The sequence below is a fragment of the Allobosea sp. genome (genome assembly GCF_048595345.1).
In the GTDB taxonomy this organism is placed as follows: Bacteria; Pseudomonadota; Alphaproteobacteria; order Rhizobiales; family Beijerinckiaceae; genus Allobosea.
This window is the reverse complement of the sequence record NZ_JBMDWH010000214.1, coordinates 1-22,809: the sequence shown is the minus strand read 5'-3', so window position 1 is coordinate 22,809 and position 22,809 is coordinate 1. Positions and strand designations below refer to the sequence as shown.

At 66.6% G+C, this 22,809-nt stretch carries 20 protein-coding genes and 2 pseudogenes; 11 read left to right on the top strand and 11 right to left on the bottom strand.

The genetic code is table 11. The annotated features are described in order from the left end of the window. Positions 1-129: 129 nt before the first annotated feature. Entirely contained in the window at positions 130-1,038 is a 909-nt protein-coding gene (locus ACOJTB_RS18535) for a LysR family transcriptional regulator (protein ID WP_420103998.1), read from the bottom strand. Between the two features lie 109 nt (positions 1,039-1,147). Here ACOJTB_RS18535 and ACOJTB_RS18530 point away from each other — a divergent pair, with 109 nt between their 5' ends. Together ACOJTB_RS18530 and ACOJTB_RS18525 are read left to right on the top strand one after the other, a co-directional pair. Beyond that, entirely contained in the window at positions 1,148-1,468 is a 321-nt protein-coding gene (locus ACOJTB_RS18530) for a nuclear transport factor 2 family protein (RefSeq protein ID WP_420103997.1), read from the top strand. Then, a pseudogene (locus tag ACOJTB_RS18525) lies at positions 1,468-2,241 on the top strand (SDR family oxidoreductase); the annotation flags it as partial. The gene ACOJTB_RS18530 and the pseudogene ACOJTB_RS18525, both read left to right, overlap by 1 nt. Before the next feature lie 69 nt (positions 2,242-2,310). On the opposite strand, the gene ACOJTB_RS18520 reads toward ACOJTB_RS18525, so the two are convergent. From ACOJTB_RS18520 to ACOJTB_RS18510, 3 genes are all read right to left on the bottom strand, one after another. Beyond that, positions 2,311-3,723 carry an amidase family protein gene (locus ACOJTB_RS18520; RefSeq protein ID WP_420103996.1) on the bottom strand — a complete coding sequence of 471 codons (1,413 nt, stop codon included), beginning with the start codon at positions 3,721-3,723 and terminating at the stop codon, positions 2,311-2,313. Positions 3,724-3,754: 31 nt separating this feature from the next. Then, on the bottom strand, positions 3,755-5,785 hold the full coding sequence (locus tag ACOJTB_RS18515; protein WP_420103995.1) for a molybdopterin-containing oxidoreductase family protein: 2,031 nt from the start codon (positions 5,783-5,785) through the stop codon (positions 3,755-3,757). A 122-nt stretch (positions 5,786-5,907) separates the two neighbouring features. After that, positions 5,908-7,491, bottom strand: a complete 1,584-nt coding sequence (locus ACOJTB_RS18510; RefSeq protein ID WP_420103994.1) for an ABC transporter substrate-binding protein — start codon at positions 7,489-7,491, stop codon at positions 5,908-5,910. Positions 7,492-7,729: 238 nt separating this feature from the next. Between ACOJTB_RS18510 and ACOJTB_RS18505 the strand changes: the two genes are divergently transcribed. Continuing rightward, complete coding sequence (locus ACOJTB_RS18505; RefSeq protein ID WP_420103993.1) at positions 7,730-8,104, top strand: cupin domain-containing protein; 375 nt, start codon at positions 7,730-7,732, stop codon at positions 8,102-8,104. Between the two features lie 3 nt (positions 8,105-8,107). Here ACOJTB_RS18505 and pdxR read toward each other — a convergent pair whose 3' ends face one another. Beyond that, positions 8,108-9,670, bottom strand: coding sequence for a MocR-like pyridoxine biosynthesis transcription factor PdxR (pdxR, locus tag ACOJTB_RS18500; protein WP_420103992.1), 1,563 nt, complete (start codon positions 9,668-9,670; stop codon positions 8,108-8,110). A 157-nt stretch (positions 9,671-9,827) separates the two neighbouring features. Between pdxR and fdxA the strand changes: the two genes are divergently transcribed. Together fdxA and ACOJTB_RS18490 are read left to right on the top strand one after the other, a co-directional pair. Continuing rightward, positions 9,828-10,157: a ferredoxin FdxA gene (gene fdxA, locus ACOJTB_RS18495; protein ID WP_420103991.1), complete on the top strand. Its 330-nt coding sequence runs from the start codon at positions 9,828-9,830 to the stop codon at positions 10,155-10,157. Positions 10,158-10,194: 37 nt separating this feature from the next. Next, positions 10,195-10,968 (top strand): ferredoxin--NADP reductase, encoded by a 774-nt coding sequence (locus tag ACOJTB_RS18490; protein ID WP_420103990.1) that lies wholly within the window; start codon positions 10,195-10,197, stop codon positions 10,966-10,968. Positions 10,969-11,032: 64 nt separating this feature from the next. On the opposite strand, the pseudogene ACOJTB_RS18485 reads toward ACOJTB_RS18490, so the two are convergent. The 4 genes and pseudogenes from ACOJTB_RS18485 to ACOJTB_RS18470 form a co-directional block, all read right to left on the bottom strand. Beyond that, positions 11,033-11,164 (bottom strand): annotated as a pseudogene (locus ACOJTB_RS18485) (DUF6538 domain-containing protein); the annotation flags it as partial. A gap of 288 nt (positions 11,165-11,452) precedes the next feature. Further along, positions 11,453-12,766 (bottom strand): type II toxin-antitoxin system HipA family toxin, encoded by a 1,314-nt coding sequence (locus tag ACOJTB_RS18480; RefSeq protein ID WP_420103989.1) that lies wholly within the window; start codon positions 12,764-12,766, stop codon positions 11,453-11,455. After that, positions 12,766-13,014 carry a helix-turn-helix domain-containing protein gene (locus ACOJTB_RS18475; RefSeq protein ID WP_420103988.1) on the bottom strand — a complete coding sequence of 83 codons (249 nt, stop codon included), beginning with the start codon at positions 13,012-13,014 and terminating at the stop codon, positions 12,766-12,768. The genes ACOJTB_RS18480 and ACOJTB_RS18475 overlap by 1 nt, the downstream gene beginning before the upstream one ends. Before the next feature lie 388 nt (positions 13,015-13,402). Continuing rightward, on the bottom strand, positions 13,403-14,293 hold the full coding sequence (locus ACOJTB_RS18470) for a LysR substrate-binding domain-containing protein (protein ID WP_420103987.1): 891 nt from the start codon (positions 14,291-14,293) through the stop codon (positions 13,403-13,405). Positions 14,294-14,432: 139 nt separating this feature from the next. Here ACOJTB_RS18470 and ACOJTB_RS18465 point away from each other — a divergent pair, with 139 nt between their 5' ends. The 6 genes from ACOJTB_RS18465 (at position 14,433) to ACOJTB_RS18440 (ending at position 19,966) form a co-directional block, all read left to right on the top strand. Continuing rightward, on the top strand, positions 14,433-15,185 hold the full coding sequence (locus tag ACOJTB_RS18465) for an SDR family NAD(P)-dependent oxidoreductase (protein ID WP_420103986.1): 753 nt from the start codon (positions 14,433-14,435) through the stop codon (positions 15,183-15,185). Next, the gene (locus ACOJTB_RS18460; protein ID WP_420103985.1) at positions 15,178-16,053 is read left to right on the top strand and encodes a transketolase; all 876 of its coding nucleotides are present in this window, start codon (positions 15,178-15,180) and stop codon (positions 16,051-16,053) included. Before ACOJTB_RS18465 ends, ACOJTB_RS18460 begins: the two co-directional genes overlap by 8 nt. Beyond that, positions 16,050-17,060: a transketolase family protein gene (locus tag ACOJTB_RS18455; protein ID WP_420103984.1), complete on the top strand. Its 1,011-nt coding sequence runs from the start codon at positions 16,050-16,052 to the stop codon at positions 17,058-17,060. Before ACOJTB_RS18460 ends, ACOJTB_RS18455 begins: the two co-directional genes overlap by 4 nt. A 71-nt stretch (positions 17,061-17,131) precedes the next feature. Continuing rightward, entirely contained in the window at positions 17,132-18,148 is a 1,017-nt protein-coding gene (locus ACOJTB_RS18450) for a TRAP transporter substrate-binding protein (RefSeq protein WP_420103983.1), read from the top strand. A gap of 4 nt (positions 18,149-18,152) precedes the next feature. After that, positions 18,153-18,710 (top strand): TRAP transporter small permease, encoded by a 558-nt coding sequence (locus ACOJTB_RS18445; RefSeq protein WP_420103982.1) that lies wholly within the window; start codon positions 18,153-18,155, stop codon positions 18,708-18,710. Beyond that, positions 18,707-19,966 (top strand): TRAP transporter large permease, encoded by a 1,260-nt coding sequence (locus tag ACOJTB_RS18440; protein WP_420103981.1) that lies wholly within the window; start codon positions 18,707-18,709, stop codon positions 19,964-19,966. The genes ACOJTB_RS18445 and ACOJTB_RS18440 overlap by 4 nt, the downstream gene beginning before the upstream one ends. 383 nt (positions 19,967-20,349) lie before the next feature. Here the strand turns inward: ACOJTB_RS18440 and ACOJTB_RS18435 are convergent, their stop codons facing one another. Both ACOJTB_RS18435 and ACOJTB_RS18430 read right to left on the bottom strand, forming a co-directional pair. Continuing rightward, positions 20,350-21,561, bottom strand: a complete 1,212-nt coding sequence (locus ACOJTB_RS18435) for an IS91 family transposase (RefSeq protein ID WP_420103980.1) — start codon at positions 21,559-21,561, stop codon at positions 20,350-20,352. Between the two features lie 57 nt (positions 21,562-21,618). Next, positions 21,619-22,440 carry a tyrosine-type recombinase/integrase gene (locus tag ACOJTB_RS18430; RefSeq protein WP_420103979.1) on the bottom strand — a complete coding sequence of 274 codons (822 nt, stop codon included), beginning with the start codon at positions 22,438-22,440 and terminating at the stop codon, positions 21,619-21,621. Between the last annotated feature and the right edge of the window lie 369 nt (positions 22,441-22,809).

Here is a 22,809-nt window from a genome sequence, read left to right as displayed (position 1 = left end):
TGCATGCGCCGACTGCGGACACAAGCCGGTCGCCCTCAAGCGGACCTTCGATTGGCCTGCTCATCGTGCCAGGCGCTGCCGGCCAACTCCGGCGCCTTTCCGGTAAGCGCAGTGGCGCAGGGGCGTTCATCACTCAGGACGCTCACGCGCGGCGATCTCTCGCGCGAGAGTCAGGAAGGCCTTCATGCCGGCCGAAAGGTTTCGGCGGCCGGGGTAGTAGAGGCAGAGCCCGGGGTAGGGGGGCGTCCAATCGTCCAGGATGCGGATGAGATCGCCGCTTGCGATGTCGGCGAGGACGTCCTGCTCGAGGAAGAAGCCGATGCCGATGCTCTCGCGGGCGGCGATCCGTGCGAGGCTGCCTTCGTCCAGAATGATCGGGCCGCGGACCTCCAGCTGAGCGATCTCCCCGTCTTTCTCGAAGCGCCAGCGAAACAGCCCGCCATCCGGCAATCTCACGCGGATGCAGATATGACGGAGAAGGTCCGGCGGAACCCGTGGCTTGCCGTGGCGCTCGAAATAGCCCGGTGATCCGACGACCGCATAACGCTGCGGGCGACCAAGCGGCACGGCGATCATATCGCTGGGCACGAGGCCCGCGACCCTCACGCCCAGATCGAATCCCTCGCTGACGACGTCGACCAGTCGGCCCTCGGTGACGATGTCGACGGTCATGTCGGGATAGCGTCGCAGGAACGCGACGACGAGCGGCGACATGATCTCGCGCGCGGCGAACGGCGCGGCGTTGATCCGGATCGTGCCCGACGGCGTCTCGCTGTGCGACCTGACGCTGTCCAGCGCGCTGCGCATGTCCTGCAGCGTCGGGCCGACCTGCTCGACGAAGAGGCGGCCTGCCTCGGTCAGCGAGACGCTCCGGGTCGTGCGGTTGAACAGGCGCACGCCCAGATCCGCTTCGAGCTTGCCGATCGCATGGCTGAGCGCTGTGGCCGAGAGGCCGAGATCGACGGCCGCCGCACGGAAGCCGCCCTTGCGCGCGATCGCCAGAACCGCCTCCAGGTCATTGACGGCCAACCGATCCATTGTCCCGATTCTTTCATCTCTCCATCCCGCAGTATCCCGCTTATCAGAACAATCGTCGAGGCCTATCTTAGGTCGCATCAGACCATTGTTGGTCGAGTGGAGGCACAAGATGGACCTGCCGAATTGCATCCGGGCCTATTTCGAGGCCGATCAGCGCGACGACGCCGCGGCGCTGATGGCGACCTTCTCACCGGAGGCGGTTGTCGAGGACGAGCGCCATCGTCATGCCGGGCTCGATGCCATCCGCAGCTGGTGGATCGAGGCGAAGCGGAAGACCCCGCATGTCAACGCGCTGCTCGACGCGACCACGACCGGCGACGTCACGCGGGTCCGCACCCGTGTCAGCGGCGACTTCCCCGGCAGCCCGGTGACCCTGCTCCTCACCTTCACCGTCGCGAACGACGCGATCGCACACCTGGAGATCGCGTGATGACCGGCTTCATCTCGCTCGAGGGCAAACGTGCCCTGATCACGGGGGGCACCAGGGGCGCCGGCGCGGCCACGGTCGCGCTGTTTCGCGAACTCGGCGCGACAGTGCTGACGAGCGCCCGCTCACGACCCGATACGCTGCCGGACGACCTTTTCGTCCCGGCCGATCTGACCACCGAAGACGGCGCGAGAACGGTCGCCGACGCCGTTGCCGAGCGCCTCGGCGGCGTCGATATCCTCGTCCACATGCTGGGAGGCTCGTCCGCCCCGGCCGGCGGATTTGCGGCGCTCACGGAGGAGGAGTGGCAGAAGGAACTGGCCCACAATCTTCTGCCGGCCGTTCGCCTCGACCGCCTGCTCCTGCCGGACATGGTGGCGCGCGCAAGCGGCGTCGTCATCCATGTCACGTCGATCCAGCGGCTTCTGCCTCTGCCGGAATCGACGACGGCCTATGCCGCGGCCAAGGCGGCGCTTTCCGCCTACAGCAAGGCGCTGTCCAAGGAGGTCTCGCCCAGAGGCGTGCGTGTCCTGCGGGTCTCGCCCGGCTGGATCGAGACCGAGGCCGCGACCCGGTTCGTCGAGCGCGTGGCGCAGAAGGCGGGCACCGATTACGAGGGCGGAAAGACGATCATCATGGACGGGCTCGGCGGCATCCCCCTCGGGCGCCCGGCGCGGCCGGACGAGGTCGCCAGCCTGATCGCGTTCCTGGTCTCGGACCGCGCCGGCGCGATCACCGGCACCGAGCACATCATCGACGGCGGGACCGTGCCGACCGGCTGCGCCGCGCTATGGGGCACGATCCGCCACACGCGCTCCGATCAGATGGCGGGAGCGTTTCCGGAGCTATGAAGGCAGCCGGCTCCGCCAGACGGGCGCGGGTGAAGCGGCGAGGAAGGCGCGCGCGGCGCTCATGACCCGGGCATCGGACAGGCGCGGCCCGGCGATCTGGAGGCCGACCGGCAAGCCGCTGGCCGTCAGGCCGCAGGGGACGGAAACGGCCGGGCAGTGCGCCAGGTTGAACGGGTAGGAGAATTCGGCCCAGCTCAGCCAATCCCAGCCATGGGCCGGCCAATGGTCCGGCACTTGCCGCCCATGCGGGAAGGCCGCGACGGAGGCCGAGGGCGTCAGCAGCAGGTCCCAGCCTTCGGCGAACCAGCGCCCGATCGCACTCGCATAGGCATTCCGGCGGGTCTGGGCTGCATGCAGGACCGGCCATGAGACGGCACCCGTCTCGCGCAGACAGGCCATCAGACCCGGATCGGTCGCGGTCTCCGCAGCCTCGTCGGCCGGCGCGTAGGGGAAAAGAGGCGCTGGCCAGAGCGCCCGGATGAGGTCCGGGCCCATGGTACCCCAAGGCGGCTCGACCTGTTCGACGTGCGCCCCGAGCCCCGCCAGGAGGCGAGCGGCCCTGGCGACAACCTCGGCGACATCCGGATCGACGCGGGCATGGCCGAGATCGGGGCTGAAAGCGACCCGCAGACCGGAGAGATCCGCTGGAGCTTCAGCGGCGCGGAAGCCCCCGGGCAGAGTCGTGTGATCGGCGGGGTGGGGACCGGTCATCACCTCGAGCATCAGTTCGACATCGGCCGGGTCGCGGGCGATCGGCCCGATATGCGACAAGGCGCCGTTGTTGGGCACCGGCACATAAGGCACCATGCCATAGGTCGGCTTGAAGCCGACCACCCCGCAGAAATGCGCGGGCAGCCGCACCGAGCCGGCGCCGTCGGTGCCCAGATGCAGAGGGCCGCAGCCGGCGGCGGCGAGCGCGGCGGCCCCCGAGGAGGAGCCGCCTGCGGTGTAGCCGGGCTTCCAGGGATTGTCGGTGGAGCCCGTCAGCGGGCTCGTGCTGACGGCGGTCCAGCCCTGCTCGGTGGTGGTGGTCTTGCCGAGGATGACGGCCCCGGCCGCACGCAGCCGAGCCACGGCGGGCGCATCTTCGGCTGCCACCGTCGCGTCCGTGAGGCGGGAACCGCGCCGCGTGGGCAGCCCCGCCACCGCCTGGACGTCCTTGATGGTGACGGGGACACCATGAAGGGGACCGAGCGGCGCGCCGCTCATCACGGCGGCTTCGGCGGCGCGGGCGGCGGCCAGGGCTCCTTCGGCGTCGAGCGCGGCGAAGGCGTTGAGGCGCGGATCGAGAACCGCGATGCGCACAAGCACGTCTTCGACGATCTCGACCGGTGAGGCCTGCCTGTGGCGCACCAAAGCGGCCATCTCACGGGCCGCCAGGGTCGCAAGATCGCCGTTCGCGCCCATCGCGACTTCTCCCGCTCCCCGCCTTCCCCGTTCAGGCGCTTCGCTCCCAGGCCTCCACGTCGAGGAAGGTGCTCTGGTAGCAGGCGCCTTCGCCGATATCGGTCAGACGGTCGGAGCACAGCATGTTGACGGTGCCGTCGATGGCCTCGCTTCCCGGCCGCTGGCCCGGAACCAGAATCACGCCGGGCTGGACGTCGTCGGCCACCTTGAGCCGCAAGCCGATGGCGGCGCGCTCGTTGAACAGGCGGACCTTGGCACCGCTCTCGAGCCCACGACGGGACGCCTCCTCAGGGTGGATGACGCAGAAGGGCTCTCCCTCGCGCCGGCGCAGGAACGACACGCCGGAAAAGGCGGTGTGCGGCTGGAAGTAGGATGGGGCGGTGAGCAGGCGCAGCGGCCATTTCGCGGCGTCGGCCTGTTCCTGTTCGTCGGGCTGCCAGTCCGGCATGGGCGAGACGCCCTGGTTGGCGAGCGCCTGGCAGTAGATTTCGAGCTTGCCGGAAGGCGTGGCGAAGCTCTGGCCCTCCGGCGGGGCTGCCTTGACCGGAACCCCGTCGAACAGGCTCGCCGGATCGACGGCGGCAACCGCACCGGTCGAACCCTTGAAGAATTCCGGAAGGATCTCCTTCTGCGATTTGGAGAAGATCGGGTCCGTCACGCCCATGCGGCGCGCCAGCTCCTGCGCGAGCCGGAAGTTCGACCAGGACTGCCCCTGCGGCTCGATCGCGGCCGGCGCATATTGCATGTAGTAGTTGCCGTAGCCGCGGTAGAAATCCTCGGTTTCCAGATAGGTCGTCGAGGGCAGGACGATGTCGGCATAGGCCGCCGTGTCGGTCATGAACGGGTCGTGGACGACGGTGAAGAGGTCCTCGCGCGACAGTCCTTCGCGGACCTTCCCGGCCTCCGGACAGGTGACCGCGGGGTTGTTCGCCGCGATGAAGAGGCCACGCAGCGGCGGATCCTTCATATCGAGCAATTCGCGGCCGAGCAGGCTCTGGTTGACCAGCCGCGTCGCGGGCGGGCCGGAGGGCTTGCGGACGGAGGAGAAATTGAAATCCATCGATCCTGCGGTCAGCAGCAGCGCCCCGCCGCCGCGGCGGCCATAGGCGCCGGTGACGGCCGGCAGCGTCGCGACGGCGCGCAGCGCTTGGCCGCCGCGGGCCAGCCGCGTCATCCCCTCGCCGATGCGGATGAAGGAGCGCTTCGCCGCGCCATACATCGCAGCGAGCTTCTCGATATCGGCGACGGGCAGCCCGGTGACCTGCGAGACATGCGCCGGGGTGAAACGCGGCACGATCTCACGCTCCCATGGCTCGAAACCCAGCGTATTCGCAGCAAGATAGTCACGGTCGCAGAGGCCGTCGCGGACGAGGATATGGACGATACCGAGCGCCAGGGCCGCATCGGTGCCGATGCGGATCGGCAGGTGCCAGTCGGCGCTCGCGGCGGTCCGGCTGCGGCGCGGGTCGATGACCACGACCTGGACGCCCCGCTTGCGCGCGACCTCGAGTTTCGCCCAGAAATGCACGTTCACCGCCATGAGATCGCAGCCCCAGGCGATGACGAGATCGGACTCCACCACCGATTCCGGATCGGCGCCGCCGACGGGTCCGAGCGTCAGGTCCCAGGCGGTCTCGCAGCAGCTGTCGCAGACGGTCCCTGCCTGAAGCCGGCTTGTGCCCATGGCGTGGAACAGGCCGTTGACGATGTGGCGGTTCATCTGGCCCTGATGGGCGCTGTAGGCGTAGCCGAGCAAGGCGAGCGGACCCGACTCCGCGATGATCGCCTTCCATTTCGTCTCGATCTCGTCGAGGGCCTCGTCCCAGCCGATCGGGACGAACTGTCCGGAACCCTTCGGGCCGGAGCGGCGCAGCGGGGTCTGCAGGCGCTCCGGCGAATGCACCAGCTCGGCATCGCGGTTGACCTTGGCGCAGGCGAACCCGGCGGTGAAGGGCTGGTCCGGATCGCCCGAGATCCTGGTGATGCGCCCGTCCTCCACTTCGGCGGTGAGGGAGCACATGTCCGGGCAGTCATGGGCGCAAGCCACGCGAACGGTCTTCATCAGGCATCCTCCGGCAAGCGGCGGACATGTTCCGCAGCATGCGCCGCTTGATTTCGCAGATCGAAGCCGTCCGACCGCAATGGCCACTTGCGACGGGAACGGCAGGCCACTCGGCGGCTCGCTCAGACCCGCCTGACGTTCCAGGGGAAGGGCGCGCAGCCCTCGACCACGCCGGTGATGCCGGAGCGGTAGGCCGTGCGGATGTTGAAGACGCCGAGCGGCACGGCCGGCGCATCCTCGGCCACGACGTTCTGGATGCTGTCGGCCAGCGCGGCGCGCTCGGCCTCCGTTCCGGCGGAGAGCCACTGGCGCGTCAGATCCTCGACGAGCGGGCTGCCGTACCAGCCGAACCACCCGCCGGCACCCTGTCCGCGAATGTAGCCGCTGGTCGCCGGCGTCGTGATGCCGATCGCCTGCCACCAGGTATGGAAGATGCTCCAGCCGCCCTTCTCGACGGATTCCCTGTTGCTGCGCCGCTGCAGCACGGTGCCCCAATCGGTCTCGACCAGCTCCGAATTCAGCCCGAGCGAGCGCAGCAGCTCGTGGGTGATCTGGCCCATGGGGCGGATCGTCGGGAAGTCCGTGGGATTGATCACCACGATCCTCTCGCCATTGTAGCCGGAGGCACGCACCAGCGCCTCGGCGGCGGCGAGATCGGGCTTGTCGCTGATGTGGTTCTTCGCCGGAGTGACGCCGTAAGGCGTGCCGCACGGCAGGAAGGATTTGCACAGCGTATAGGCACTCGGATCATTGTCCGTCACCGCGCCCATATAGTCGGCCTGCTTCACGGCGGAGAGGACCGCGAGGCGCAACTTGGCGTTGTCGAAGGGCGGTTGCGCGCTGTTGAAGCGGATCAGCCCGACATAGCCGTTGGGATCCCCGTTTGCGACCTTGATATTGGGGTCCTTGCGCAAGAGCGAGATCATGTCCGGCAGAACCTGCTCCCACCAGTCGACCTCGCCGGTCTGCAGCGCCGCGAAAGCCGTCGCGCTGTCGGGGATCGCGGTCCATTCGACCCGGTCGAAATAGGCGACCTTGCCGCCCGAGGTGCGCTCGGGCGCCTCCTGCCGCGGCACGTAGCCGTCGAACTTCGCATAGACCGCCCGTTGCCCCGCCATGTACTGGTCGACGAGGAAGCGGTAGGGCCCGGAGCCCACCATCTCCGTGACCTGCTTTGACGGGTCGGTGGCCGCGATGCGGGCGGGCATGATGAAGGGCTCGTTGGTCGCCGGCTTGGCCAGCGCGTAGAGCATCAGCGGGAACGGCTTGCTCAGCCTGATCGCGAAGCTCCTGTCCGATTTGACGACCCACTCGTCGACATTCGCCGCCAACAGCTGGCCGAGCGCGTCGCGCGCCGCCCAGCGCTTGAGGCTGGCGACGCAATAGACCGCGCGCACCGGCTCTCCGTCATGGAATTTCAGCCCGTCGCGCAGGCGGATCTCCCAGACGAGCCCGTCGCTCGAGACGTTGTGGCCCGCCGCCATCTGCGGCAGCGGCTCGAACTTGGCGTTGAGGCCATAGAGCGTATCGAAGATGTGGTAGCCGTGGTTCTGCGTGCCGGCTGCGGTCGTCCAGATCGGGTCGAGCACCGACAGCGCCGCCTGCGGCACCAGCTTGAGCGTGCGTGAACGGTCGCCCTGGGCGAGGGCAGGGGCGGGGAGCAACGAGGCTGCGGCGAATTTCAAGGCTGTGCGACGGCTGATCACGGAGGCCTCCCAACGGTTTCGCGTCATCGCCCCGGCTGATCACATCTGAATGCCAGGTGATGGAGGGCAGCGTCCGTCCTGATTGGAAGCCTTTGAAAGAACCACTTTTTGCAGTGCCGCATGACCACGTCGGGGCCCTGCGAAAGTGGCCCTGTCGGCCGGTGACGAGTGGTCCTGTTCAGTTCCGGGGCTGCGCCGGTGAACTGGCGTGCTTCCCTGATGGAGGACGACCGCGGAAATGGACGAGGTCCTGTTCACACCTCTGCCGACGGCGCCCTTGGGCCTGCCCCTCGCCGGCTATGTCAGGCCGCGTGGCTTTCACGTCGTCGAGGGCGAACCGCTCTGCCGCAACTGGCGGCACTATCATGTCGAGGAAGGCGGGCAGATCCTGTCGGCCGGGCTGTGGGAGGCGACACCCGGCGCCTTCGCCTTCCGCTTCAAGCACTGGGAGTTCTTCCATGTCATCGCGGGCGTGGTCGTCGTCACCCCCGAAGGCGGCTCTCCGAGGACGCTGCGAGCGGGCGATGCCATGGTCATCGAACCCGGCTTCACGGGTCGCTGGGAGATTGTCGAGACGATGCTGAAGCACTATGTCACGCGGGCCGTCGCGTGATGCTCACCCTCCGGCCATCGCCGTCGATAGCGGCATTTGAGCGGAGGCGAGGCCCGGTTCGGACCAGGACGGCGCATCGGTGAGACCTCGGACGATGAGGCCGAGTTCCTTCGCCGCGGCGCGCAGCCTGTGGTTGTCGAAGCCGGAATAGCCGAGCACCAGCCCCTGGCGCGCTGGCGCCTCCATGTAATGCGGGCTGACCGGCTTGACGGTGAGGCCCTGCCGAGCGGCCGCCTCCGCGACCGCGATGTCCGAGATCGCCTCGCGGAAATGGATCACGAGCTGAATGCCGCATTCCGGGACCTCGATGGTCGCAAGATCGCCGAGATGCCGGTCGATCGCCTCGACCAAGACGTCGCGGGCCTCCCTGTAGCGCTGGCGCATGCGCCGGATGTGGCTCGTGAGAAAGCCCTGGCGCATGAACTCGGCCGTCATCGCCTGCTGCAGCGTCGGCGGAGAGCGGTCGCTGAGGTAGCGGGCGCCGCGGAACACATCGACGAGTTGGTGCGGGACGACCGCGAAGCCGAGGCGGATGCCCGGAAACAGCAGCTTGCTGAGGGTGCCGACATAGACGACGCAGCCATTGCGATCGAGCCCCTGAAGCGAGGCCAGAGGCCGGCCGGCATAGCGGAACTCGCTGTCGTAATCGTCCTCGATGATCCAGGCACCGTTCTGCGCTGCCCAGGCCAGCAGCTCGAGCCGTCGCGACATGCTCATCACCGCCCCGGTCGGATACTGATGCGAGGGGGTGATGTAGACGGCGCGAGCCCCGCCGGTGGCGGCGATGCCGGCCGCCACGTCGAGGCCGTGCTCGTCGACGGGCACGGGGACGATCCCGGCACCGGCGGCGGACAGAGCCGCGCGGGTCGCTCCATAACCGGGGTCCTCGATCCAGACCGGGTCGCCAGGGTCGATCAGGGTGCGGATCGACAGGTCGATCGCCTGCTGCGCGCCGGAGAGGACGATGACCTGGTCCTCGTCGCACTGCACGGCACGGGCCGCGCGCAGATAGGCGGCGATTTCCCGGCGCAGCGAAACCTCGCCCCTGGGATCGGCATAGGAGAGGTTCACCGGGTCGAGATGGCGCATCTGTTCGGAGCCGATCCGCCGCCAGGCCTCGATCGTCTTGGCGTCGACCGAGCAACAGCCGGCTGCGAAGGGCAGGTTGCCAGGCGGCGTCAACTCCGCCGCGAAACGGCCATAGCGCGCGCCGGCGAGGGAGACCACCTGCCGCCCGGCGCTGCCGCCGGCGCCGGGCGGCTGCCCCGCCGTGACGATGGCGGCAGGCACATCGTCCGACACATAGGTGCCGGAGCCCTCGCGACCCACCACATAGCCCTCCGCCAGCAGCTGGTCATAGGCCGAGACCACGGATGTGCGCGAGACGCCGAGGCGCTGAGCGAGGTCACGGCTGGAGGGCAGCTTGCTGCCCGGAGCCAGCGTGTTCGCCACGATCGCTTCGCGAAGGGCGAGGTAGATCTGCTGAAAGATCGGCCGCCTGCTGTCCTGATCGAGCGGGAGATGCAGCAGTTCGGACCATTTGGCGCGGGACGGCGTGGGTCTCATCGGGCGGTCTCCCTTGGAAGGATTCCAAGCAACCGCCATGCCACAGCAAGCCGTTCCTTGGGTAAAGTGGCCTGTTCGCTCCCCGTGAAACTGGCTCTTCTGAAAACCACTGCGCTGGGGTCTGGTGGCAGGCACCGTCGCTGCCTTCGGAGGTTTCATGCCCTATGTCGTCACCGAGAACTGCATCCGTTGCCTGTATATGGACTGCGTCGCCGTCTGCCCGGTCGACTGTTTCCGCCTAGGCGATGCGATGCTGGTGATCCACCCGGAGGAATGTATCGACTGCGGCGTCTGCGAGCCCGCCTGCCCGGTGCAGGCGATCCGCCCCGACGGCGATCCGGAGGCCGGGCGCTGGCAGGCGTTCAACGCGCGCTTCGCTGAAGCATGGCCCCGGATCAGCGAGAAGCGCGCGCCTCCCGCCGATGCAGAGGTCTGGCGCGAGCGTCCAGGCAAGGAGGCGCTGATCCTGGGAGCCGACGGCCCGTGAGCGCCGCGCTTTGCATCCGACGCAACTCGGAGGGCCGATGAGCCATATGTCGACCGAAACGGTCCTGTCGGTCCACCACTGGAACGACACGCTGTTCAGTTTCCGCACGAGCCGCAACCCGGCTTTCCGCTTCGAAGCTGGCCAGTTCGCGATGATCGGCCTGATGGTCGAGGGGCGGCCGCTGCTGCGCGCCTACAGCATGGCCTGCGCGGCTTACGACGAGCAACTGGAGTTCCTCAGCATCAAGGTCCCGCACGGCCCGCTGACCTCGCGGCTGCAGGCGATCGCGCCCGGAGATGAGGTTCTGATCGGCCGCAAGGCGACGGGAACCCTGCTGCTCGACAATCTGACGCCCGGCCGCCGGCTCTATCTGCTCTCGACCGGGACGGGACTGGCGCCCTTCATGAGCTTGATCCGCGACCCCGCCACCTATGAGCGTTTCGAGAGGATCGTGCTGGTGCATGGCGTCCGCCGGGTGTCGGAACTCGCTTATGAGGACGTCATCCGCAGGCAGCTCCCGAACGACGAGCTGATCGGCGGGATGGCTGCGGCCCAGCTGGTCTATCACCCCACCGTGACGCGCGAGGACTACCCCCATCGCGGCCGCGTCACCGAGCTGTTCTCGTCACCGGGCTGGTTCGCCTCGCACGGCCTGCCGGTGGCCGAGCCCGAGCACGACCGGGTGATGCTCTGCGGCAGCCCGGCCATGCTCGCGGACATGAAACCCATCCTCGAGCGCCGCGGCTTCCTCGAAGGGTCGAGCTCGGCGCCGGCGACCTACGTGGTGGAACGCGCTTTCGTCGAGAAGTGACCATCGTCGCAGCTGGAAGCGGGCTGAACGACCGGGCTGCCGGATTGATCAGCACCTGCAGCGCTCTCCGTCGCGCCAGCGCGGCGTTGCGGGTGCGCAGGGAGCGGCGCACGTCCGGCCTGCCGAAGACGCCGGTCAAGTCTGAGGGAACGGCCTTACGACACCACCCATGCGCGCCGCGCCGATGCAGGTACATCGCGACCCCGATTCCAATCGGGACCCTCCATCCCGAACGTGACAGGACGGCGTGACGGAAGACGCGAAATCGATTCGAGCCGATTTCAACGTTTTCAAAAGCTTAGGAGTGGCGGAGACGGAGGGAGTCTCCGCCGAATAACCACAAGTCCTTGCAGACGCGCTCGAAAGGGTCGAGGCGCCGCCGATGGTTACATCTGCGGTTACAATACGGATCCTGAAGGCCTTCGCAAGGCGGTTCTCGCTGGATCCACCGTCGGGGAATCAGGGCTGATCGAGAGATGACCTGCTATGCGCCGAGGCCGGCTTCCAGCACCCGCAGGCGGGCCAGAGTGCCGGCTTTCACGGCCGCGTGTAGGCTCTGCGGAAACCGGGGGGGTAGCTCGGCTTCGATCTGGTCGATCGCCTTCGCCATGCCGGATGCGATATCTTCGATAGCCTGGCGAATAAGGGCATTCGGCAGGCCGGCCTTGTCCGCCGTCTGGAAGAAGTGCCGCGCCGCGATCTCGTCGATGCGATAGTGCCGGTTATCCCCCACCGACATGGCGAGCTTCATCTGCCGGCGCTCGATCTGATGCGCTTCGAGGCTGGGCTGGGCCGTCAGCACGTCATAGAGCGGCGTCAGCGCAAAGCCGCCGGGATGGAGGAAGACGCTGAAGTTCTTGGCGTGCCCGTCCGTCGCGCCGATCAGCCAGAAGGCGAGCTGCGCCTGAAATAGCGTCCGGTGATCCTCGGCGGGCCTGTCGCTGCCTTTGAGCAGATTGGCGATCTCCAGCAGGCCCGGACCGCCATCGGCCTGATATTTGCGCGACGGCGGGACCGACAGCGCTTGGCAGCAATCCTCCTGCGGCAGGCGGATCAAGCGACCGTTGCTCCAGACCCTGTCGAAGCGCTCGATCACCAGCGCCGTGGTCCTACCGAAAGTCGCGATCTCCGCTTTGGCCACCGGCAGGCCGAGATGTCCGAGCAGTCGCAGGCAGTAGAATTCATTCTCGACGCTGTCGGTCAGGTCGATGCCGTTCGGCAGCCTTCCAATCTGCGTCTTGAGGATGTGGGTCGTCGGCGTTGTGCCGTGCGGCTTTAGCCAGCACCCGTCGAAACGCAGCAGCGCCGTCTTCTCCTGCGCGCCGGCGACCGAAATCCTGAAATCATCGTCCCTGGAAAGGCCGAGCGGCGCCTGAACCAGATTGCTGAGAAGCTTCTCGATCGCTTCATCATCAACCGGTTCGCCTGATATCGCGGTGCTGTCTTGAGGTTCCTCCTCTTCGCCGGCGACGAATTGCAGCGCCCCGACGCAGTCGCGACCGATCGCCGCCAGCAGACTGTAGGCATCGTACCCGGCCGCCCCGACCTTCTCGGCCACACGCCGTCGCAGCGCATCTGAGTCCGGCAGCAGATTCTCGAACACTGCGACGACGGGCTCGCCGCGCCAGGCATCTTCGCGCAGCGGCAGCGAGAGCGAGACCGGAAAGGCGTTGCCGCGTTCCAACCAGGTCGGATCATAGCGAAACGAGATCGCGCCGCTCGGTTCCTTCAGAAGGTGACCGACCAGGCGATTGTTCTGATAGACCCGCAGTGGCGTATGTCGGCGCGTTCTGGCCATCAGCCGATCAGATCCTCGACCCCGCCCGTGCGGCCGCGCGCCGTTACCTGGAATTCCAGATCGAGCGCTGCCAGTATTGCGAGAACGGTATCGATCCTGGTTGCGGGATTGCCGGTCTCGATCAGCGAGATCGTTTCCTGGCGCAGGCCCGCTCGCTCGCCGAGCTCGCTCTGGCTGAGCCCCATTCGCTTACGGTTGCGGCGGATGATTGCGCCGATCTGATCGGGGCTGCGGGCGAGGTCGACCATGGCATTTCTCCTGCCACGATTATGCGCCAATTCTGATATTGAAGCAATATCGAGATTGACGCATAATTTGGATTTATGTGTCAATCACTATAATCTAATTATATTCAGATTGGCGCATAAATCTCAAATCTGAAATTGACGCCATAGCAGGTCGCAACTTGTAGGAAGTTGGCCCTATTCTGACGTTCAGAACGTCCGCTTTCGGGCGTTGCGATGAGCTCTGTAGGCAAGCCACTGAGTGAGGCACATCGCTGACGATGGAAATTTCTGCCGTTGGCGGTCAACCGCTGCAGGATTGTCCCTGAGCGCGATCGGTGTGCTCAAAGGTCGCGTGGGCAACTTGTTGAAGAGCGGGTCTTCAGCTTAAGGGAGTAGGCGTTTGCAAAGTCTAAGACCACTTGTGTGGAGGTAGTCCCAGCTCTGCGATCAGCCAGTTTGCGAAGTATCGAACTGCTCGTCGCGGCATCGCGACCCGCGGAAAGACAAGGAAATGTCCGACATAGCGCACATCTTGGGCGTGGCCTGAGAACGGTGCAACGAGCATTCCATTGGCCAACTCTCGTTCAGCGAGACGGGTCGATTCCAAAGCGACGCCCAGTCCGTCGACCGCAGCCGCTATCGCCATAAAGGAGCGATCGAAGCGTGATCCACGCGGCGTCTGCGAGCCGATGCCGTTTGCCTCGAACCACGCGGCCCAGCGAACCCTCTTATTGTCGCTTTCGATGAGCTTCGCGGCCCTGAGATCGTCGATCGAGCGAAGGCGGTCGGCCAGTTCTGGTGTGCAGAGAGGTGTGATGGTTTCCTCGCCGAGCGGGATGACGACGAGCCCTTCCTGACGCGGTGGGCCGTAGCAGATATCGGCATCGAACTCGTCATGCTCGAAGCGAGGATAGTCAATTCCCGCCGCCAGCCGAACCTCGAGCCCCGGCTGCGCCGCAAAAAGGTCACGCAGCCTGGGCATCAGCCATTGTGTAGCCATCGAGGGCGCACAGTGCAGGCGCAGCAGGTTGCCGGACCGAGCACCGACCGTCTCAACACCCTGCCGCATCTGGTCGAATGCGGCTGAGACATGCACAAGCAGGGCCTCACCTGCCCCGTTCAGTCGGATGGCGCGGCTCTGCCGGTCGAACAAGGCCGAGCCCATCAAAAGCTCCAGCTTGCGAACCGCATGACTGATCGCGCTCGGAGAGATGCCGAGTTCCTCGCCGGCAGCACGGAAAGACCCGGTTCGCGACGCAGCCTCGAAGGCCTGGAGCGAAGACAACGGTAGCCGACGCATCTACGAACTCCGACGCTGGGAGGGGTCAGCCGCCTCTCAGATGAACTGAATTCATGCCATAGCAGATTTTTTGCGTTTTGTGAGGCGATAAGCATGAGCCAGTGTCGCGCCTAATCAAGAAACGACTTTAGGGACGGCAATGCTCCTGCAGAACAGAACGGCGGCGATATCCGGCGCTGCCAGCGCGCGCGGCATCGGCCTCGCCACCGCCAGGCTTTTCGCGGCGCAAGGCGCACGCGTCGCCATCCTCGACATCGACGAGCGTGCAGCGCGCGAGGCTGCCGCTTCGCTCGGGCCACAGCATCTCGGTCTGTTCTGCGACGTCGCCGACAAGGCGTCGTGTCAGTCAGCGGCCGATCAGGTCGTCGCGGCGTTCGGCGGTATCGATGTTCTGATCAACAATGCCGGCATCACCCAGCCCGTGAAGACCCTGGACATCGACGAGGTGAGTTGGAACCGGATCCAGGACATCAACACCAAGGGCGTGCTGTTTCTGAGTCAGGTCTTCATACCGCTTATGCAGGCGCGGGGCGGCGGTTCGATCGCCTGCATGTCGTCCGTTTCGGCGCAGCGCGGCGGCGGCATCTTCGGCGGTCCGCACTACTCGGCCGCAAAAGCCGGCGTCCTCGGTCTCGCCAAGGCGATGGCGCGCGAATTCGGCAAGGACGGAATCCGTGTCAACTGCGTGACCCCCGGCCTGATCGAAACCGACATCACCGGTGGCAAGCTGACCGAGCAGATGCGGGCCGACATCATCGCCGGCATACCGCTGGGCCGCCTTGGCAGCGCTCAGGACGTCGCCGGCATCTATCTCTTCCTTGCGTCGGATCTCTCGGCTTACGTCACCGGCGCCGTCATCGACGTGAACGGAGGCATGCTGATCCATGGCTGACGCGTGCTCTGGCGCTGCTGGCGGCAGCGCGCCGATCGGCCACAACGTTTCCCTCGAACGTCGCGCCTGGAACATCCGGCGTCTCGCCGTCCGGATGGGCGAAGTCCAGGGTCAGGGCTACATCGCCCAGGCGCTCGATATCGCCGACGTGCTTGCGGCCGCTTACTTCCACGCCATGCGCTACCGGCCGGACGATCCGGAGTGGGAGGGCCGCGACCGCTTCCTGCTCTCGAACGGCCACTACGCCATCGCGCTCTATGCGGCGTTGATCGAGGCCGGGATCATTCCCGACGACGAGCTGGAGACCTATGGCTCAGACGAGAGCAGATTGCCGATGTCGGGCATGGCCGCCTACACTCCCGGGATGGAGATGTCCGGCGGCTCGCTCGGCATAGGGCTGTCGATCGCGGTCGGCCGCTGCCTCGGTCTCAAGCGCAAGGGCTCGGACGCCACCGTCTATACCCTGTTCTCGGACGGTGAGCTCGATGAGGGATCGGTTTGGGAGGCGATCCTCTCCGCCGCGCATCACAAGCTCGATAATCTGATCGCCATCGTCGACATCAATAATCAGCAAGCAGATGGCCCCTCGACCAAGGTCATGGGGTTCGAGCCGCTCGCCGAGAAACTCGGAGCCTTCGGCTGGTTCGTGCGCAGGGTCGATGGCAACGATCTCGACGCCGTGCGGGACGCCTTCGACGCCTGCAAGGCCCAGCGCGGTGGGGCGCGGCCGTCCATGATCATCGCGGACACGCTGATGGGGAAAGGCGTCCCCTTCCTCGAGGCAAGAGAAAAGAACCACTTCATCCGCGTCGAGCCGCAGGAATGGCAGCTCGCGCTCGACGCCCTCGACGAGCGGAGGCCGGCATGAAATCCGCACCGCCGCCAGCCGCGGCTAAGCCGCGGCTGACAACCTCGGCGATGATCGCCTCGATCGCCGGCGAGGGGCAACGCACCAGGCCAGCGCCTTTCGGCCACGCACTGGTCGAGCTCGCCAAGCGCGACGAGCGCGTGCTCGGCATGACGGCCGATCTCGGCAAGTACACCGACCTGCACATCTTCGCGCAGGCGTTTCCCAAACGGCATTACCAGATGGGCATGGCCGAGCAGTTGTTGTTCGGCGCGGCGTCGGGGCTGGCGGCGGAAGGCTTCACACCTTTCGCGACGACATATGCGGTCTTTGCCTCGCGTCGCGCATACGACTTCATCCACCAGACGATCGCGGAGGAAGACCGCAATGTGAAGATCGTCTGCGCGCTGCCCGGCCTGACCTCCGGCTATGGCCCATCGCATCAGGCGGCGGAGGATCTCGCGCTCTTCCGCGCGATGCCGAACATCGTCGTGATCGATCCCTGCGACGCTCACGAGATCGAGCAAGCCGTGCCCGTCATCGCCTCCCATCAGGGCCCGGTCTACATGCGCCTGCTGCGCGGGCAGGTTCCGCTGGTGCTCGACGAATACGACTACCGGTTCGAACTCGGCAAGGCGAAGCTCCTGCGCGACGGTGCCGAGGTCCTCTTCATCTCCTCGGGCATCATGACGATGCGCGCGCTCGAGGCGGCGAAGGCGCTGGAGAAGGACCGCATCGGCGCCGGCGTTCTGCACGTATCGACGATCAAGCCGCTCGATTCCGAAGCGATCCTCGCAGCGTGTTCGAAGCCCGGCCGCCTCGTCATCGTGGCCGAGAATCATACCGTCATCGGCGGGTTGGGCGAAGCCGTCGCCGGGCTCCTGATGCGCGAGAGGGTTCACCCGGCCTTCCGGATGATCGGCCTGCCCGATGAATTCCTCGCAGCCGGCGCCTTGCCGACGCTGCACGACCGCTACGGCATCTCGACCGATGCCGTCTGCGCCAGGGTGAGAGGCTGGCTGGGTTGAGCTGCTGCGGCGAGCGCCGCGCAGGACGGACAGAAGAGCCGCAGCAAGCGGCGACGAAGAGGGAGGACATCATGACGAAGACGGACAATCCCAGCGCGAGCCTGAGCCGCCGAAGCCTGCTCACGGCGGGACTCGCCGCGCCGGTGATCCTCACCCTGCCGCGCGGTGCGCAGGCCCAGGTGACGATGACGCTCGGCCATAACGCTGCCGCCGGCAATCCGCGCTGGATCGCCGCCGACAGGTTCGGCGAACTCCTCAAGGAGCGGACCAATGGGCGGCTCGCGGTGCGAGTCGCGGGCGCCGAGCAGCTCGGCAACGAGCAGTCGCTGCTGACCAGCCTGCGTACGGGCGCGGTCGACATGACGGCCAACAGCCAAGGCTCCACCTCCGCGCTGCTGCCGGAACTTGCCTCGCTCGGCCTGCCGTTCCTGTTCCCGACCTCCGCGGCCGCGTTCAAGGTGCTCGAGGGGCCGATCGGGACGGAACTCGACCAGCGCTTTGCAAAGATCGGCATGGTCCCGCTTGGCTGGTGGGACAACGGCATCCGCCACGTCACGAACAGCAAGCGCCCGATCGTGAAGCCGGCCGACCTGAAGGGCCTCAAGATCCGCACGCCGCCCGATCCAATGACGATAGACATCTTCCAGGCACTCGGCGCGGGGACCGAGCAGATCTCGTTCGGCGAGCTTTACGTCGCGCTGCAACAGGGTGTGGTCGACGGGCAGGAGAATCCCCTCGTCAACATCGCTTCGTCCAAGCTTTTCGAGGTCAACCCCTTCATATCGCTGACAGCGCACAAATGGGAGTGCTCGCCCTTCCTGATGTCGCAGATCACCTGGATGCGGCTGTCCCCGGCCGATCGCGACGTGGTCAAGGCGACGGCCAAGGAGGCAGGAGAACTGCAGCGCAAGCTCTTCCTCGACGCCGAGACCAAGTTCGCGACCGAGTTCAGGACGAACGCCAAGCTCCAAGTCAACGAGGCCGACCAGGCCGCCTTCCGAGAGGCTTCGGCCAAGGTGTACGACACCTGGAAGGCCAAGCCGTTCGGCGATTTCGTCGACCGTCTGGCCAAGGCCGCCAGGGCCTGACGCGATGACCGGGAAGCTCGAAGCGGGGTGGCGCGATTGCGTCATCCGCCTGGCGAACGGCGTCGACTTCGTTGTCGCGAAGCTCTGCGAGACCGTCGTGATCGCGGTCGGCTCCGTCCTGCTCGCCCTCCTCGCGGCCAATGTCGGCGCGCGATATGTGCTCGACTCGGGCGGCTTCCGCTTTGCTCAGGAACTGCCTGAGCGGCTGTTCCCGGTCTTTATCATGGCCGGCGTCGTGCTCGGCGTTCAGAAGGGCGGACACATGGCCGTCGAGACTGTGCTCGCCATGCTCGGCCGCGAAGGGGCGCGGCTTATGCTGGTGGTCGGCCACCTCATCGTCATCGGCAGCTATGTCTTGCTCAGCCACGATATCCTGCTACTGGCCGAGATGCTTTGGATCGACCGTTCTCCGGTGATGGGGATCCCCGCCAGCTACGGGTATTACACGATCGCCATCGGCTTGGGCCTCGTCATCGTCGTGACGGCGACACAGGCAGCCCGCGTGACGCTGATGGGACCTGAGGCCATGCCCGTGCCTGGTCCCGAGGAGCAAGTCGCATGAGCTTCACTCTCATCGTCGCCTTCATCCTCCTGATGCTGCTGGCCATCCCGGTCGGGCATGCCCTGATCGTCGCGGCGGGAACGGCTCTGCTCGTGCAGGGGCAGATCCCGCTAACGATCATCGCGCAGCAAATGTATCAGCAGACCCAATCCTTCCCGATGCTGGCTCTGCCCTTTTTCATGCTGGCGGGGTCGCTCATGCTCGGCGGAGCGCTCGGCAACGAACTCCTCGCCTTCGCCTCCAAGGCTATGCAGCGCTGGCGCGGCGGACCGCTGTCGACCACGGTGGTCGCTTCTGTCGTGTTCGGCGGCGTCTCGGGTAGCGCCGTCGCCAATGCCAGTGCCCTCGGGTCGGTGCTGATCCCATGGCAGAAGCGGCAGGGATACCCCGCGCCTCTCTGCGCGGCCAACAACGCCACCTCGGCGATCATCGACATCTTGATACCGCCCTCGATCCCGCTCATCCTGTATTCGCTGGTCTCCAACGTCTCGATCGCCGACCTCTTCACCGCCGGCATCCTGCCTGGGCTGCTGATGGCGGGCGGCTTCATCGTGCTGTGCAGCTGGATCGCTCGGCGCCGCGGCTATGTCTCGCAGGAAGCGCCTGTCTCAAAGGCCGAGCTCGCGCGGCTGGCCTGGCGGAGCATGCCGGCCCTTCTCATGCCATTGTTCATCCTGCTCGGCCTGCGCTTCGGCATCGCGACCCCGACCGAGATCGCCGTGCTCGCCGTGATCTACGCGCTCGTGCTCAGCATCGTGCTCTACCGCGACATGAACTGGACCCGCTTCCGGACCAGCATGATCGAGGCCGGTGTTGCCACCGGCGTGGTCATGCTCGTCATCATGGGCTCGGCCATCGTCGGCTGGATCCTGACTTTCGACCAGGTGCCGCAACGCTTCGCCGAATGGGTCTCGGCGACGATCTCCAACCCCTATTTCGTCATCCTCGCGATGAACGTGCTGCTCCTGCTCGTCGGTATGCCGATTGACCTGCCACCGGCGATCCTTCTGCTCGGGCCGATCTTCGTACCGCTCGCCGCCTCGATCGGCCTCGATCCGGTCCAACTCGGCATCATCATGGTGCTCAACCTGGGCATCGGCCTCTACACGCCGCCGATCGGCACAACGCTGTTCATCTCGACTTCGATCGCGCGGACGTCGCTCGGCGAAACGACACGCGAACTCTGGCCATTCTTCGGCGTGGCTATGCTCGTCTTGCTGCTCGTTAGTTATGTCCCTGCGCTTACGATCTACTGACGGGATCCTGCTTGGAGCGCTTACGTCCGGTTTCAGGGCGTCGCTTCAGGTCAGCTTGTGTGAAGGGTTTCGGATGCCGGCCCGTGCGAGCGGGGTCGGACCGGGCTGAGGGCCGGCGTCCGAAAGCCTCCAGGGGAGGAAGCCGCGGCCCGGGGCCGTGGGCTATGGGGATTTCGCCGCGCGGTATGGTCTGCGGGATCGTGCGAGGCGCGAGGCGACGGTGTGATGCTCCGACCGAGCGGCCCCGAAGCGGAGGTTTAGCTGCACATTTGGTGGATCCGACACCGCGGCCATCTCTGTTTCCGCGATCGGTCCGAACGGGATTGCCCGCCCTCTGGCCGAGATCGGCAGTGCTTCCTGAAGGTGCCGCCATGGGGCCATCGTCATGATGTGTCGATCCTGACGGCGAGGATGGTGCGCGGCGCGGTGCCCGGCGCGAAGCGCTCGACGAGGATCATGCGGCCGCCGCAGCATGGGCATGGCAGGTGCGGTTCAGAGGCCTGCTCGGGTTGCGCTGCGGCGACCGGGACGTCGTCTCTAGCGATGTCGTCCAGCGTCGCCGCCGCGATGATCTCTCTGATGCGGGCGATGGTATCGGCGCGGCGGCTGGAGGCGAGCAGTCCGTAGTGGCGGATACGGTGGAAGCCGTCGGGCAGGACGTGGAGCAGGAACCGGCGGATGAACTCGGGGGACGTCAGCGTCATGGTCTTGCGCCAGATCTTCCCGGCCGAGCGGGCGCGATAGTCCTTCCAGCGGAACGTGACCCCGTGCCGGTCCATGGCAACGATGCGGCGGTTGGCGATGGCGACGCGGTGGGTGTAGCGGGCGAGATAGGCCAGCACAGCCTCAGGGCCACCGAAGGGACGCTTGGCATAGACGACCCAGTCGGCGCGCCGCAGCGGTGCCAGCAGGGCGGCGAAGGCATCAGCTTCGGCGAGCGTAGCGAGATCGCCATGGAAGATAAGCCGCCGGGCCGCGTGCAGGGTGGCGAGCCCTTCGAGGAAGAGCCTGCGGAACAGCCGCGAGAGCACGCGCACAGGCAGGAAGAAGCCGGGCCGGCATGAGATCCAGCGAGCGCCGTCGGCGCTGAGGCCGCCGCCGGGCGCGATGATGTGGAGATGGGGATGATGGGTCATCGCCGCCCCCCATGTGTGCAGGACGCTGGTGAAGCCGATGCGGGCGCCGAGATGCCGGGGATCGCTCGCGATGGTGGCGAGCGTCTCGGCCGCGGCCTTGAACAACAGCCCATAGACCTCGGCCTTGTTCTGGAAGGCGATCACCGCGATCGGTGCCGGCAGAGTGAAGACGAGATGGTAGTAGGCCACGGGCAGGAGATCGGCCTGCCGGTCGGCGAGCCAGTCCTTGGCCGCTGCGCCCTGGCAGCGCGGGCAGTGCCGGTTGCGGCAGGAGTTGTAGGCGATGGTCGGGTGATCGCAGTCGCTGCAGCGCATGACATGGCCGCCGAGCGCAGCCGTGCGGCAGGCCCGGATGGCACCCATCACCTTGAGCTGGCCGCGGCTGAGCCGATGACGCGCGAGATAAGCCTCGCCATGCCGGTTCAGGATGTCCGCGACCTCCAGCGAAGGCCGCGCCATGATCGGCGCAGGACCGCTATGGCGGTGGAGGCGGCGCCAGCAGCGCGAGCGGGCTCGTCACCTCGCGCAGGGTCTTGAGCGCGACGCGGGTGTAGACGGCGGTGGTGTCGAGCTTCCGGTGCCGAGCAGGACCTGGATCACGCGGATATCGGTCTTCCGCTCCAGCAGATGCGTGGCGAAGCTGTGCCTGAGCGTGTGCATCGAGACCCGCTTGTCGAGCCTGGCGGCCTCGGCCGCGGCATGGCAGGCGCGGTTGAGCTGGCGCGTCGTGATCGGCTGGCCCGGCTGCTGGCCGGGGAAGAGCCAGCCGCGCGGGCGCTTCACCCGCCACCATTGCCGCAGGAGGTCGAGGAGGTCGGGTGCGAGCATGACGTAGCGGTCCTTGCGGCCCTTGCCCTGCTCGACCCGGATCAGCATGCGGGCGCTGTCGATGTCGGCGACCTTGAGGTTGGCGATCTCGGAGACCCGCAGGCCGCAGCCATAGGCGATGCTCAGCGCGGCGCGATCCTTCAGGCTCCGCGCATGGGCCAGCAGCAGCGCCACCTCCTGCGTGTCCAGTACGACCGGCAGGCGATCGGGCTTCGGGATCCGCGCCATGCGGTCACCGAAACCGGTCCGGCCCAACGTGACGTGGAAGAAGAAGCGCAGCGCCGTGCAGGCCAGGTTCATCCGGGCGTAGCTGGCACCGAGCGAGGCCAGGTGAAGCTGATAGCGCCGCAGATCCTCCGGCTCGGCCCGGTCCGGCGGCAACCCAAGGAAGGCCGTGAACTCACGCACCTGCCGCACATAGTCGCGCTGCGTATGCTCACTGAGGCGGCGGATGGTCATGTCCTCGATCATCCGCTGGCGCAGCGGGCTGACGGTGACGGCGTCGATCATGGAAACCTCCAAGGATCAGGGGAAACGACCCCCAAATCCTCGGATGCAGCGCCTCACAGGCGAAATCTCAGCGAACCCCACGCCGCAGCACCCTGCCGCGAGAGCGGCTTAGTCCATTGGCGCATCTCGCCCGGGCGTACGGCTGGCGGTTTTGGCCCATTGCCGACATTGGGAACGTCCGCTGCCGGATACCCCAATGCGAGAGGTCGCACAGCGATGCGGCGCGACTTGAACCGCTCCGGGTTTGTCGGAGGCCGTTTCGTTTGAGTCATGCTGCCATGGCTGGTTCGTCCAGCATCGCGTAGTAGCGTTCCTCGGCCTCGGCCGGCGGGATGTTGCCGATGGGCTCCAGCAGCCGGCGATTGTTGA